The organism is Sodalis sp. (in: enterobacteria) (genome assembly GCF_051710625.1).
Taxonomy (GTDB): Bacteria; Pseudomonadota; Gammaproteobacteria; order Enterobacterales; family Enterobacteriaceae; genus JBPESN01.
Map to the genome: position 1 here is coordinate 17797 of NZ_JBPESN010000027.1, position 13506 is coordinate 31302.

Below are 13506 nucleotides of genomic sequence, written 5' to 3' on the forward strand. Positions count from 1 at the left end.
CGACCGTGCGGAGCAGGGCGACGCCTGGTCCCACGACTTATGCAGGCAGCGCCAGCGCCGCTGACTCATTTCCTCTTGCCGCACCCGCGCGAACCCGGCGCCGGCAACTATACTGATAGCTAACAGCGTTTTTCTCCCCGGCAGGGACCTCTTTTCATCGCGAGGACATTATGACAGATCACGCAACGCTTCAGGCGCATACCTTGTTCCATACCGGCTATTTTATCAATGGCCAATGGCATACGTCCGACACCACCTTCGATGTGGAAAATCCGGCCACCGGCGAAGTCCTTGCCCGGGTTGCCAAATCGGGCAAAACGGAAACTGATGCGGCCATTGCCGCCGCGGCGGCCTTTCTGGTCTGGCACGCCAAAACCGCGAAAGCGCGTTCAGAGCTGCTCTACCACTGGTATCAGCTCATCATGGAGAATCAATCCTATCTGGCGAAACTGATGAGCGCCGAGCAGGGTAAGCCTGTCAAGGAAGCCGCCGGCGAAGTAGCGTATGCCGCCAGCTTTATTCAGTGGTTTGCCGAACAGGCCAAGCGGGTCAACGGCGAAATCATTCCGCCCGCCAAAGCCCACTCGCGCATATTTGACACCCGCGAGCTGGTAGGCGTAGTCGCGGCCATTACCCCCTGGAACTTCCCGATGGCGATATGCTTACCCGCAAGCTCGGCCGGCACTGGCCGCAGGTTGTACGGCGCTTATCAAGCCGGCTAACGCGACGCCGCTGTCGGCGTTCGCGCTGCTGGCGCTGGCGCAGCAGGCCGGCGTGCCGGACGGGGTTCTCAACGGGGTAACTGGCGATACCCATGCGATTAGCGATACTATATATGGCCAGCAGCACCGTGCGTAAGGTGACGTTCACCGGGTCGACCGACGTCAGCAAAACGCTCATGCGCAATGCGGCCGATACCATGAAAAAAATCTCCATGGAGCTGGGCGGTAATGCCCTGTATATAGTGTTTGACGACGCTGATATTTCGGCCGCGGTGGCCGGCGCATGGCGAACAAATTTCGTAATGCGGGGCAGGTGTGCATCAGCGTCAACCGTTTCTTTATTCAGGACGGCGTCTACAATCGGTTCGTTACGCAGTTGGCGTAGGAAGTGGAGAAACTAACCGTGGGCAACGGCGCCGAGGACGGCGTGGTAGTCGGGCCGCTAATTAATCGCGCCTGGGTGGAAAAAGCCGAAGAACATGTGAATGATGCGCTGGCGAAGGGCGCGCGCGTGATAACGGGCGGTAAACGCCACTTGCTGGGCGGCAATTTTTTTCAGCCCTCGGTGCTAACCGAGGTGACCGACGAGATGCAGCTGGCGCACGAGGAGACCTTTGGCCCGGTTGCCGCCTGCTTCCGTTTCACCGAAGAGGAAGAGGTGATCCGGCGCGGGTGTTTCGCGTGGGGGCGGCGCTTGAGAACGGCATGGTGGGCATTAACGAATGCGCAGTATCTTACCGAGCTTGGGCCGTTTGGCGGTGTAAAAAAGTCTGGCTTGGGGCGAGAAGGATCGATGCTGGGCACGGAAGATTATTTGAAAGTCAAAACGCTGCACCTCGGCGGACTTCTGAGGGTGCCGGGGCCGCCCGCCCTTGCCGGGGAGGACACCGGCTATGCGCCCGTACGGGAAGAGAATAACCGGCTTGGCGGAGAGCGCCTTATGGAGAAAGTATCCTTCGATTTTAATCACATAGCCAATCTTCCGGCTTTTTATCGCGCTTTTGATCGCCAATTCGCCATTAGCGAGCCTTATGATGCCAATCTTGACGGCCTGTGGCGGACGGCAATGAGTTATTTGCCGCTGCCGGTGGAAATTGAGTTTCTGCATCTTACCGCCTCGAAAAGGCGGCGTTTTGGCGCGCTGATACTGCTGTTCGATGAAGCGGAAGAGGAACTGCAGGGTAAGCTGCATTTCAACGTGCTGACAGACGGCAGCGGCGCCTGACGGCAGTGGGGTACCGGACGGCGACGTGCGCGCGGCACCCAGGACGTGGCGTTAGTCCGCCTCGGCCAGGGTGCGCAAGTATTGGTAAAGCTGGCGCGCAGTTTTTGGCGGTTTGTTGGCCGCCTGCTCTTTCTGGGCATTGCGTACCAGCGCCCGTAGCTGCTGGCGGTCGGCCTGCGGATAATGTTCCAGCACTTGTGCAATGGCGTCGTCGCCTTGCTCAAGCAGCTTGTCGCGTAGTATTTCCAGCTTATGAAACAAGGTGACCTGCTGATTATGGCGATTCTTCAGTTTATCCAGCGCCTGCTGGATAGGCTCCGGATCCCGGGCGCGCAGCATCTTGCCGATAAGCTGAATTTGCCGGCGCTGCCCTTCGCGCTTGATGCGCTGCGCCAGCGCGATAGCGGCGCGCAGGTCATCGTCCAGCGAGATTTTTTCCAGCGCATTTTTACCGAGTGACACCAGCTCAACACCTAACTGTTTTAGCGCTTCGGCGTCGCGTTTGATTTCACTCTTGCTGACCCAGATTATTTCATCTTGCTCATCGTCCTGCTGCTGCAAAGACTGCGGGTCCTGCCACTCTTCCGGCTGTTTATTCATAGGGGTTCCTCAAAAAGAGGCTCATCCTAGCAGGTTGCCTCGGATTCTCAACGGCATTATTTCATCGTGCGACATTTAAACGCTAATTTTCTCTGCCCATCACTGCACGATATTAAAACGCTCGTTATCGCCGCCTGTTACCGCACGATGTCAATGCCGCCCATGACCGCCGGATGAGCCAGATGGCGAGGGTCAGGAGCGACAGCACGGCGAAGGACGCGCGGGGAGCGCGAGCCCAATCCGCGCATTGAGGGTGGCTTGCCGGCAGTCTTCGCTTGCCGTTCTTCCTTCGCGCGCACAGTGCCAAATGCATTACGGGTGTTAGACTGAAGGCATGATGCAAAGCGGTATCAGATTGGCTGACCGCATAATTTGATTTTGCCGGGCGTGCGGCGAGATCCCCTCTAGCGGATAATGCTCTATGAATAATAGCGGAACTATGAATTTAGTCACCCAGCTCGCCCAGCAATGCACACTTTTGGAAAACGCGGTCGCTCAAGCGCTGGAGCTGGCGTGCGCCGGTTCGGACGGGGCGGAAGTGGCGGTGACTAAAACGACCGGTATCGGCATTAGCACCCGCTGTGGCGAAGTGGAGAATGTCGAATTCAACAGCGATGGCGCTCTGGGGATTACCGTTTATTATTAGCAGCGCAAAGGCAGCGCTTCCTCCACCGATCTCAGTCAGGAAGCGATTGCCCGCACCGCCGCCTCGGGGCCGGCGGAAAAAACGCTGCTGGCGTTCGAGGCGCAGGATCTAGATTTATTCCACTCCGCCGAGCTGGACGCCGAACACGGGATTGCCCTGGCCGCCGAGCCCGAACAAACGGCCCTTAAAAGCGATAAGCGTATTACCCATACGAAGTGGGCAGCTTCAATAGCCACTTCAGCACCCGCGTGTTCGGCAATAGTCACGGCATGCTGCAAAGCTACAGCAGCCACTCTCTCTCCTATAGCGTCATCGCCGAAAGCGGCGGCGAGTATGGAGCGCAATTATGCCTATATCCTTGGCCGTGCCTTTGGCGATTTGCGCTCGCCGGAGTGGGTGGGTGAGGAGTGCGCGCGCCGCGCGCTGGCGCACCTTAATCCACGTAAACTGCCGACCATGGAGGCGCCGCCGAAGTTGCCACTGGATTGTTTGGCCATCTCGTTGGGGCCATCAGCGGCGGTAATGTGTATCACAAGTCGACATTCTTGCTTGATTCGCTCGGTAAGGCCATTTTGCCCGATTGGCTCTCCATTCAAGAGTGCCCTCATCTGCGCAAAGGACTGGCCTCGTCGCCGATTGACAGTGAAGGGGTGAGAACCAGCGATCGTGCCATTGTGCAGGATGGCGTCCTCAACACCTGGTTGCTCGGCAGTTACGCGGCGCGCAAGCTGGGCCTTGAGAGCACGGGACAGGCCGGCGGTATACACAATTGGCGGATATCACATCAGGTGATCGATTTCGCCGGCCTGTTGAAACAGATGGGGCGCGGATTGGTCGTGACGGAGCTGATGGGGCAGGGGGTCAGCACCATCACCGGCGACTATTCCCGTGGCCCCGCCGGTTTCTGGGTGGAAAACGGCGAAATTCAATACCCGATCAGCGAGATAACCATCGTTGGCAACCTGAAAGAGATGCTGCACAATATCGTTAGCATCGGCAGCGATACCGAGATTCACAGCAATATCTAATGCGGTTCGGTGCTGCTGTCGGCGATGAAAATCGCCGGTCAACGATAAAATTTAACTCGAAGACGAAGATCGCCGGTTAATAATACCGATCATTGGCTTCGGCCTACCGTCACCTGTCAATAACGGATACTTACCATGATCTTTGTCGCCACTGGAATGAGAAGGTTCTTCCTCGCGCTGTTGCCGCTTCTGGCCGTTCTGTTCGCCACCTCGGCGACGGCGTGGGAGCTGAGCGAAGATATGGATATGATTGCCGCAAATTACAGTGCGCTCCTTCACACCGATAATCCGGCCACTCTGAAACAGGCGCTGGCGGAGGATATGCACGCTGCAGCCGCGGATACCCGCGACGCGCCGCCGCCGAAACTACGCGGGCAAGCGCCGGAAAGCCCGCAAATGCAGGATTATCGGCGGGGTATCGATACGTTATTGGGACAAATCAAGCAGGCGCAGGTAAAGGTGGAGAAGGGCTATATAGAGGGCGCGAGACAGGCGCGGGCCAGTTCAAGCAGACCTGTGATGAGAACCACGCCAAGTTTCGCTAAGTTGGGCCCGTCACGTTATCCCCGGTTTTGCTGATAAACCGACAGGTGCGTCCATACCGCACTCAGCAGCGGAACGGGCAGGCTGGCGTGGTCGGCGCGGGCTTTCAGCCAATGATCTGATCGGCCTCCACGACGTTACCGGCTATCAAAGCCTGATACAGGGAAGAGGTCATAGTCGTCCCCTGTTGGCTCAGCAGGTCGGTGGTTTCCGCGATGACATCATCACGTTGCCAGTAGCCGCCGGCCTCTGCGATCGACACCACTTCCGCCACCAGCGCGCGCGAAGGCTGGCCCGCCGGGCGCCGCCGCAACCTGGCCGATGGTGCCGCGCATCAGGCAGGTGATGCCGCCCAGGCTTGATAATAATATCCACTTTTCCCATAGCGCGGTGGTAATTGACGGGACGGCGCAGGCGTCAAAACCGGCGTTGTCCAGGGCCGCGTCGACGCGCGCCAGCCGTTCCGTACGGCTATCATCCAGCTCGCCATAACAGAGCTGATGTAGCGGGGTGAATTGTACAATGCGACCCTGTACGTCCAGTGTAGCGGCAATTTTACACGCGCTCACCATCACCGCCGCTGTGCCGTTGAGCAAGGGCACGATAGTCGTTGTCGGGCCGACGGCGGGCGCGATGTCGTCCATTGCCGTCGCCCGCGAGAAGGCTTTTACCGGTAACAGGATCAGATCATAATGGCTCGTGAGGCTGCCGGCTTCCACTAGCGCTGGCTGCATCGTCACATTGCCGCTGTGGCTTAAGATGTGCAGGCCGTTCTGCCGCAGTGTTTGCGCCCGCTGCCGGCGCTCCAAAAACGGCACATCGCGTCCTGCTTGGGCCAGACGACCGCCGAAATATTCGCCGGTCGCGCCGGCACCAACCACTAATATGCGCATTGCTCTCACCTTATCCAGCCGAAAAGAGGCGACCCGCCGCTGAATTTTTCATTGCCATTATCGCTAACATAAAGTGATCGCGCGCGTATCTCAACCGTGGGCGAAACGCCCTTACCCGCGCCGCGGTGGCGCTAGGGCTGTCACAGTGGGTCTTTTCCGTCAAGTTTGTGATCGAGGAAGAAGGCGCCGCTTATCAGCGCCAGATGCGTAAGCGCCTGCCGCGTGTTGCCGAGGGCGTAGCCGCATCGGTCAAACTCTTCGGCGTACAGACCCAGCGGATTGGCATAGCGCAGCAGCTTTTCAAATTCAAAATGCGCTTCGCTCACACGCCCGGCGCGCGTAAGACATTCCACATACCAAAAGGAGCAGGCCGCGAAGGGGCCTTCTTTGCCCTATAAAGGGTCAGCGGGCGTCTTTTCGGCGATATAGCGCCATACTAGACCATCATGCACCAGCTGGGCGCGGATGGCGTCCAGGGTTGCCAATTAGTCGGGATCGGTGGCACTGACGAAGCGGAACAGCGGCATTAGCAATATCGATGCGTCCAAATCTTTGCCGTGGCGGGTAGCGGTAAAATGGCCGAGTTTGGGGTTCCAGAAATTTTGCCATATATCCTCGGGGATGGCGAAACGGGCTTTGTCCCAGCGCGGTCATAGGGCATTGACAGCGACCGCTTCATGCCAAGGCGCAGTGCGCGATCCAGCGCCACCCAACACATTAATCGCGAATGGAGAGAATGCTGCGGCTCGCCGTGCATTTCCTAAGTACCCGCGTCCGCCTGTTCCCAGCATTCGCATACATGGTTGACGGTGTTCACCGCATGCTGCAGCCCTGATTTGGAATGGCATCGCCATATTTATTGGCCAGATAGATGGCGTTCATCAGTTCGCCATAGATATCCAGTTGTAACTGGCGATAGGTCTGGTTACCGATGCGTACCGGTCTGGCCCCGCCATAGCCGGCCAGATGGGGAAACTCGGCTTCCGGCAGTTCGCTGCCGCTGTCGAGACGGTAAACGACCTGCAACTTTTCCGGGTTAAACTGGCTGTTGGCCATACACGGGCCGACCCAGTGGTTAAACGCTTTCGCCTCATCGGCATAGCTCAGCCGTATCAAGGCATAGACGCTAAACGAGGCATCGTGCAGCCAGGAGCGGCAATGGAGCCATGCCGCGCGGACGTGAGCAGTTTTAACGCCAGCGCCGACCGGTTAACCATTTCCCGCCCGCGGCCGCGGTAATTGCTGCGGGCCGACCATCGTTGCCAATAATGCAGCGTCCCGGCGAAGAAAAGGTCCGTATTCTCCACCGCCACCCGGTCATCGTCGGCGCCGCCGAAAACGAAGGTCGCCTGTTCTGTTCGCCCGGCCCCCGCGAGAAAGCCGCCACCGCGGCCTACTCTTCGCACTTGAGTGCGACGCTTGCGGTCAGCCGCAGAGAAGGCTTGGCCGTCAGTGACAAACGTCACCGTGCCATCATGGTGACGGGCATTGGGAAGCGCACGCGCGTAGTCCGGCATTGGCGCGCAGCGCATGCGCCAGTTCACGTTACCTTTCAGCACCTGCAATCGACGAACGATGAGCGGCATCCGATCGGTATCGTCGCCGATCGGCATATAGTCCATTACCTTCGCCACACCCTGTTGCGATAGCCAGCGGGTTTGCAGGATGTTGGTTGGTATCCGGCAGGTACAACTGTTGTAGCCGTGCGTCGGACCAGTCCGGTTGGCAGGCTGAACAGACCGGCTTGCTCGCTGTCCAAGAGCGCGGTGAAGATCGACGGACTGTCAAGATCGGGCCAGCAGAAGTAATCAATGGTTGCGTCGCGCGCCACCAGCGCACAGGAGCGCAGATCGCCGATAATTCCGCGATCGCCAATATTGCGGGTAATGCCAGGTTTAGGTAAATCCATCATAACGGGCGCTTTCCTTCCAACAGTCTGAAATCCGTTACCTCTCAGTGTAGCTGACGCGCGATAAAGGGCGGACGTCGGCGCTTGGAAACCGCACGGGCGGACAAAAACGCCTGCCCGGCGGGCTACACGAGGGCGGCGGCTTTCGCGGCGATGTTTGTCCCGGTGCTTGACTACCGTCCCGCGGGCGCGTTACTCCGGCATCAACGTCAGCAGCGTCGGCAGTTGTGATAGCAGATAGAGGACGACGCCGATAAGTCCCCCCCACCAGCGTGCCGTTGACACGGATAAACTGTAAGTCACGGCCGATATTCAGCTCTATTTGCCGCGACATGTCCCGCAGATCCCAGCTTTTTAACGTATCGCTGATATGGCGGGTGAGAAACAGAGCGAATTTCGGCGCCATTTTCGTCGTCGTTAATTCCATATGATGGTTTAACGATGCGCGCAGGCCGGGATCGCGCGATAGGGTTTCGCCCAGCCAGCGGCCGGATTCCGCTACCCGGGCATGCAACAACGAACTATCGCTCGCGAGATCCGCTTTCAGCCAGGTGCGCATATCGCCCCACAGCTCGCGGATGTAGCTGTTAAGCACCTCATCATTTTTCAGATACGCCTTGATCTCCACAACTCTGAGGGTCATTGCCGGGTCCTGTTTAAGCCGGGTGATGAGATGGCGCGTGATCCGATCGAAACACCGGCGTAAGGCGTGGCCGCTGTCCTGGCCAATATCGTCCAGAATGGAATTGACCGCGTTAGAAATCAGGTCAGCGCTGTGTTCACCCAGCCAGTCCGTCGGCAGTAGCCGTTCTTTGATGGGATGCTCGCGTTTGAACCAGCGCACGATCTGTTCGCTGATAAGCGCACGGGTTTCCGGCTTGTTCAACAACAAAGTTAATTGGGAAATCGCCGCATCCAGCAGGGCCTGGTCGCGACCGTCGCGGGTCAGGCTATCCAGAATCGAGGCCGTGGGACGGGTCAAATCGATTTTGTCGATCGCCGCATGCACTGCCTGGCGCAGGAAGGCTTGTATACGCCGATCGTCGGTGAAATCCAGCACGCCGCGCAGCAATTGCAGGGGATAACCGCTCAGCCGGGCGGCGTTATCCGGCGCGGTAAGCCAGCCGGCAATAAGCTGCGCCGGATCGTAACGGCGTATCAGTGCAACTATGGACGCGGTATCCAGAAATTTATCCTGGACGAATAGCACAAGATTATCGGCAATTTTCGCTTTATTACGCGGAATGATGGCGGTATGACGCGCAACAAAAAGCAGCGGCACGCGGTGGAACAATGCGATTACCGCGAACCAATCCGCCAACGCCCCTACCATGGCCGCTTCAGAAACAGCTTTCAGGCCGTTGACCCAGAAATTGGCCGGCAGGAAAAGCGTGAGGATAAAGACCGCCGCGGCGCTGACCAAGCAAGGCCAGCGCCAGACGCTTCACTTTCCGTAGTTCGGCTTCTTTAGCGGCCATGGGGCCGTCAATCGGCAACGGTACGGCTGAACGCGTCGCCGGCAATAATCGCCTGCGCCACATCCTCAGCGCTAAGATAGGGATTCAAATTGCGCAGGGTGTCTCCTTCAGCGCAGGCAAACGCGCCCACTTTTACCAGATTTTCATAGGGCTCGTTTTCTAGATGCAGCGCCTTAAACGTCGTCGGCATAGGGATGGCGCGGTAAAAGCGGATATAACGGGCGATTTCATCGTCCGGGCGCTGCTCCAGCACCATATGCGTCAGCGTGCCGTAAGCGACTTTTTCGCCGTGGGTCAGGTGATGGATATCCCCTTGAATGACGGTAAAGCCGTTGTGAATCGCATGGGCGCCCGCCAAACCAGCGTTTTCAAAACCCAGCCCGGAAAGCAGCGTATTGGCTTCCACCACCGCCTCCACCGCGGGCGTGACCTTGCGCATCGCAACCGCCTGGTAAGCGCTGTAGCCATATGTAAACAAGGTTTCCTCACAGGCGGCAATCGCCATACCGGCGATAGGCGGTTTACCGCCGACCATCGATAGGGCATTGGTGCGTTTAACCGCCTGGGCTTCCACGTCACGTAGGTAGCCAGGCTATCGGCGGTGCCCAAGGTAAACAGCCGCACTGGCGCCTGGGCGCAGACGGCGGTATCCACCAGCACCAATTCCGGATTTTTAGTGTAAAAACGGTAACTGTCGAACACACCGTCGTCGCTATAAATGACCGACAGCGCGCTGCACGGCGCATCGGTGGAGGCGACGGTCGGCACAATGGCCACCGGATGTTTCAATTCATCCGCGACCGCCTTGGCGGTATCCAGCGTTTTGCCGCCGCCGAGACCGACCACAACGGCGGTTTGCTCATCGCGGGCCCCACCCTCGCCAGACGGAGGATTTCGTTGCCCGATGCCTCGCCATTAAAACGTTCATAGCGGTAAGCGATGTCGGCTGTTTTCAGCGTGGCCTGCACCCGTTCCCCGGTAATGCCCCACACCACATCGTCCGCAATGAGAAAGGCTTTGCTGCCCAAAGCGGACAGGTAATGACCCAATTCATCCAGGACGCCGCTACCCTGAACATACTTTCCCGGTGACGAAAAGATAAAGTTTCCCATAGTTTTTTTACCTCGGTCTTTGTTGATAGTAGGAGCCGGCGGGCACCGGCGTATGCCAGGGTAGACAGTTGCTACGATTGTAGTACAGACGGGCGGATAGTGAGGGGTTGAATATGCCTAAGGCCGTTTTTAATAAAGAGCGCGATCCGCGAAGGTGCTGACTGTCGGCTGACGATGACGCTAAAAACATAATAAGCTGGTAAGATTGTTGACGCCACCCTGCATTCGCCGGCGATGGAAGATTTGCGACGTGACCGGTCCCCGGTACGTGTGGCTGCTGCTTTAACGATTGCGAGATAAATTACGCTATGCCTAGGTTTTCCAATTGTTGTATGAAGGCTTTTTGGATCCTTCTTTTCAGCATCATGCTGGCGTTTGGCACTCTCTCAACCGGGGCGCGTGCGGATGACGCGCCGGAGGCCGCCGGCGACAGCGCTACGCCGGTGAAAATCAATGCCGCGGCGGAGCTGAGCAAATTGCAAAAAGGCCTTGATTCACTAAAGCAGCAAGTGTCGAATGCTACCGCGGACAACCAGTTGAGCGCCCTGAACGACAGTGCCCTGCAATTAGCCAGCGACGCCGATACCCTGATGACCGCGTTGCAGCCCGATTGCACGCAGCTACAGGGACAGCTGGACGTGCTGGGACCGCCGCCGGCGGCCGGCGCGATGAAGGAAACCACCAGTGCCGTCGCTCAGAGCCGCAATAGTTTAAACGCGCGCAAAGCGCTCCTGGACAGCCAAACCGAGCGCGCCAGAACCATCAGCTCCAGCGCCACCAAGCTGTTGGTGCAGATAGCCGATATTCGCCGTAATACCATGCGCTCGCAGATGGCGCTCAATTCGGGCAGTATTCTGTCGGCGCGCTTCTGGACGCCGGTGACGCAGCCCCAGTCTGAGGATAAGCGCCGACTGGCCAGTTTCTCCGACGATGTGGCCAACGCCTGGCAGCAAGCCTGGTCGCCAGAATGGCGCTTTGGCTCCGCCGTTTTGCTGGCGCTGGCGTTACTGGTGTGGGGATTCAGCTCGCGCTGGCTGGATAAACCCCTGGGCTGGTTCAGTATCCATATTCTGCCCGAAGGCCGCCTGCGTTGTAGCTTTCTCGCCTGCTCCACCGCGCTGGTCACCGTGTTGAGCGTAGGGGTAGGGGCGCAATTGCTTTATTGGCTGCTCACCCGTCTGCCGGATGTGTCCGACGAGCTGGTAGATTTTGCCGATGGCGTGCTGCGTTTAACGTTTTTTGCCTCGCTCATCACCGGGCTAGGCCGCGCGTTTTTATCCAACCATCGACCTTCCTGGCGCCTGCCGGCAATCCCCGACGCCATCGCCCTTGCCATGAAGCCGCTGCCGCCGCTGCTAGCCACCTTCGTGTTGATTTCAGGCGCTATTGAGCAGCTCAATAGCAGCGTCGGCACCAGCGTGTCCACGACCATTTTCGGCTATGGGCTTTCGGCGCTGCTGGTGGCGCTGGTGGCGTTCAGCGGCCCGCTTCGCATCAAACGCACGCGGCGTAGACTGGTGGCCGAGGGAACGCCGCTGGAAACGCGGTCGGCCGTCGTGGGTCTGATACAAGGTTGCATAACCGCCACCGCCACCGCGATTTTGATTTCCTTGCTGATAGGCTATATTTCGCTGGCCCACTTCCTGACCTATGAACTGGTGTGGGTGGCGATGGTGCTGTCACTGCTTTATTTACTGATTCATCTGGTAGTGGATTTATGCGACGGCCTGTTTGCACCGAATACGCCGCTGGGGCTGCGCATTAAGCACATGTTCAATCTCGATGACCGCCATTTGTCCCAGGTAGCCATCCTGCTCGCGGCTATCGGCAAAACGCTGCTGATTGTGTCCGGCGCCGTGGCCCTGATCAACGGCAATTTCGGCTCCACCACGCCGTTGGCGTTGTTGCATAAAGTGCTCAAAGTCTGGGGCGGCAAAGGGCTTGAAAAGCTCAATATCGTTCCCGCCCATGTTTTGAACGCCCTGATCTTCCTGGCAATCGCCCTCTATGTCCTGCGCTCCGCCAGACGCTGGTTGGAAAGAGATTTCCTGCCGAAGACCATGATGGAACCGGGAATGCGTTCCTCGCTGGTGACGCTCTTTAGCAATGTCGGCTATGTGTTGGTGATCCTGCTGGCGCTGTCTACCCTCGGCATACAATGGAATAATCTGGCCTGGATCGTCAGCGCGCTGTCGGTGGGGATCGGTTTTGGTTTGCAGGAGATCGTGAAGAACTTCATTTCCGGCTTGATCCTGCTGACGGAACGACCGGTGAAAGTCGGCGATCTCATAAGCATCAGCGGCATTGAAGGTGATATTCGCCGTATCAATGTGCGCGCTACCGAAATCCAGCTCGGCGATCGGTCGACGGTCATCGTGCCCAATTCCCAGTTGATTTCCCAGAACGTGCGCAACGCAACCATGGGCAACGCGCAAGGCGTGGCCACGATCGCGCTGACGTTCCCGCTGGATATCGATCCTGAACAGGTACGCACGCTGCTGCTGGAGGCCTACCGCGAGCACGAAGCGATTCAAAGCGCGCCGGCGCCCTCGGTCACTTTCAGCCAGTTGACGCCGTCGGGTATCGTACTGAGCGTGACCGGTTTCGTCAGCAGTCCGCGCGTCGTGGCATCGACCAAAAGCGATCTGCTGTTCGAGATCCTAAAGCGCCTGCGTGCCGACGGTATTACGTTATCGATGCCGCAAAAAATGATTGTCGAGAACGCTAGCGTTACCTCTGCGACACCGACACCGACACCGACACCGACACCGACACCGACGCCGCCCGAAGCCTGATCCTTCCCTCGCCAACCGCTGATCGGGCCTGCACAGCCCGGCGCTATAAGCACGGCGTGGCGCCGTCTGTGACGGCGTTAGCCATCATGGGGCGGTGTTTGCTGGCCTTCTCCCAGACTTGTGGGGTGGCAATTATTTCTGGACTCGTCGCAAAAAAAATGGGCAAAAAATGATTTTTTTGCACTAAATTCTGGACTCGAATGACTGTGGTTTGAGCAGATTTAAAAATAGTTTAAACGCCTTTTGGGCGTCCATTAGATATATGTAAATTAGGTTAAAAAATATTAGTAAATCATAAAAATAATGAAATGAAATAGATAATGGCCTAATCTTTATTTAGGCCGCTCCACTTTTCTTACAGTTTAAGCTTACCACATCTGCTACTGCACACTCTTCAGATACCGCCCCCTTTTTAGCTTCGTGTAGGGCTATCAGACGTTCTTTTTCTTCTTTTGGAAGTTGGAGTAACAGGCTATCTAAGTTATCTTTACGTCCTGATAACGCCAATACACCCTTTCCCCCTTCTTACAAATCAGGCATTATTAATGCCTCTAA

The 13506-nt window shown here is 57.6% G+C and carries 11 protein-coding genes and 4 pseudogenes; 5 read left to right on the plus strand and 10 right to left on the minus strand.

Features of this window, described 5'->3' with window-relative positions; all coding sequences use genetic code 11:
• Positions 1-170 precede the first annotated feature (170 nt).
• Both ACTBDU_RS08715 and ACTBDU_RS08720 read left to right on the plus strand, forming a co-directional pair.
• Positions 171-1569, plus strand: a pseudogene (locus ACTBDU_RS08715) (NAD-dependent succinate-semialdehyde dehydrogenase); the annotation flags it as partial.
• A gap of 93 nt (positions 1570-1662) precedes the next feature.
• Positions 1663-1947, plus strand: a complete 285-nt coding sequence (locus ACTBDU_RS08720) for a barstar family protein (protein ID WP_438806206.1) — start codon at positions 1663-1665, stop codon at positions 1945-1947.
• A 51-nt stretch (positions 1948-1998) separates the two neighbouring features.
• Here the strand turns inward: ACTBDU_RS08720 and yjgA are convergent, their stop codons facing one another.
• Complete coding sequence (gene yjgA, locus ACTBDU_RS08725) at positions 1999-2547, minus strand: ribosome biogenesis factor YjgA (RefSeq protein ID WP_438806196.1); 549 nt, start codon at positions 2545-2547, stop codon at positions 1999-2001.
• A gap of 439 nt (positions 2548-2986) precedes the next feature.
• Here yjgA and pmbA point away from each other — a divergent pair.
• A pseudogene (gene pmbA / locus ACTBDU_RS08730) lies at positions 2987-4221 on the plus strand (metalloprotease PmbA).
• Between the two features lie 135 nt (positions 4222-4356).
• Positions 4357-4800 carry a cytochrome b562 gene (locus tag ACTBDU_RS08735; protein ID WP_438806197.1) on the plus strand — a complete coding sequence of 148 codons (444 nt, stop codon included), beginning with the start codon at positions 4357-4359 and terminating at the stop codon, positions 4798-4800.
• 70 nt (positions 4801-4870) lie between these two features.
• Here ACTBDU_RS08735 and ACTBDU_RS08740 read toward each other — a convergent pair whose 3' ends face one another.
• From ACTBDU_RS08740 to ACTBDU_RS08775, 8 genes and pseudogenes are all read right to left on the minus strand, one after another.
• The gene (locus tag ACTBDU_RS08740; RefSeq protein WP_438806198.1) at positions 4871-5026 is read right to left on the minus strand and encodes a hypothetical protein; all 156 of its coding nucleotides are present in this window, start codon (positions 5024-5026) and stop codon (positions 4871-4873) included.
• The gene (locus tag ACTBDU_RS08745) at positions 4989-5657 is read right to left on the minus strand and encodes a 2-dehydropantoate 2-reductase N-terminal domain-containing protein (protein WP_438806199.1); all 669 of its coding nucleotides are present in this window, start codon (positions 5655-5657) and stop codon (positions 4989-4991) included. Before ACTBDU_RS08745 ends, ACTBDU_RS08740 begins: the two co-directional genes overlap by 38 nt.
• A 140-nt stretch (positions 5658-5797) precedes the next feature.
• A complete protein-coding gene (locus ACTBDU_RS08750) occupies positions 5798-5983 on the minus strand; it encodes a hypothetical protein (RefSeq protein WP_438806200.1) in 186 nt (61 codons plus the stop codon).
• Positions 5984-6470: 487 nt separating this feature from the next.
• Positions 6471-6773, minus strand: coding sequence for a glycoside hydrolase family 15 protein (locus ACTBDU_RS08755; RefSeq protein WP_438806201.1), 303 nt, complete (start codon positions 6771-6773; stop codon positions 6471-6473).
• Positions 6770-7279 (minus strand): hypothetical protein, encoded by a 510-nt coding sequence (locus ACTBDU_RS08760; RefSeq protein ID WP_438806202.1) that lies wholly within the window; start codon positions 7277-7279, stop codon positions 6770-6772. The genes ACTBDU_RS08755 and ACTBDU_RS08760 overlap by 4 nt, the downstream gene beginning before the upstream one ends.
• Entirely contained in the window at positions 7279-7569 is a 291-nt protein-coding gene (locus tag ACTBDU_RS08765) for a trehalase-like domain-containing protein (protein ID WP_438806203.1), read from the minus strand. The genes ACTBDU_RS08760 and ACTBDU_RS08765 overlap by 1 nt, the downstream gene beginning before the upstream one ends.
• Before the next feature lie 189 nt (positions 7570-7758).
• Positions 7759-9044 (minus strand): annotated as a pseudogene (locus ACTBDU_RS08770) (DUF445 domain-containing protein).
• Positions 9045-9051: 7 nt separating this feature from the next.
• A pseudogene (locus ACTBDU_RS08775) lies at positions 9052-10156 on the minus strand (glycerol dehydrogenase).
• 365 nt (positions 10157-10521) lie between these two features.
• Between ACTBDU_RS08775 and ACTBDU_RS08780 the strand changes: the two are divergent.
• Positions 10522-12951 carry a DUF3772 domain-containing protein gene (locus ACTBDU_RS08780; protein ID WP_438806204.1) on the plus strand — a complete coding sequence of 810 codons (2430 nt, stop codon included), beginning with the start codon at positions 10522-10524 and terminating at the stop codon, positions 12949-12951.
• 336 nt (positions 12952-13287) lie between these two features.
• Here ACTBDU_RS08780 and ACTBDU_RS08785 read toward each other — a convergent pair whose 3' ends face one another.
• Positions 13288-13458 carry a hypothetical protein gene (locus ACTBDU_RS08785; protein WP_438806205.1) on the minus strand — a complete coding sequence of 57 codons (171 nt, stop codon included), beginning with the start codon at positions 13456-13458 and terminating at the stop codon, positions 13288-13290.
• Between the last annotated feature and the right edge of the window lie 48 nt (positions 13459-13506).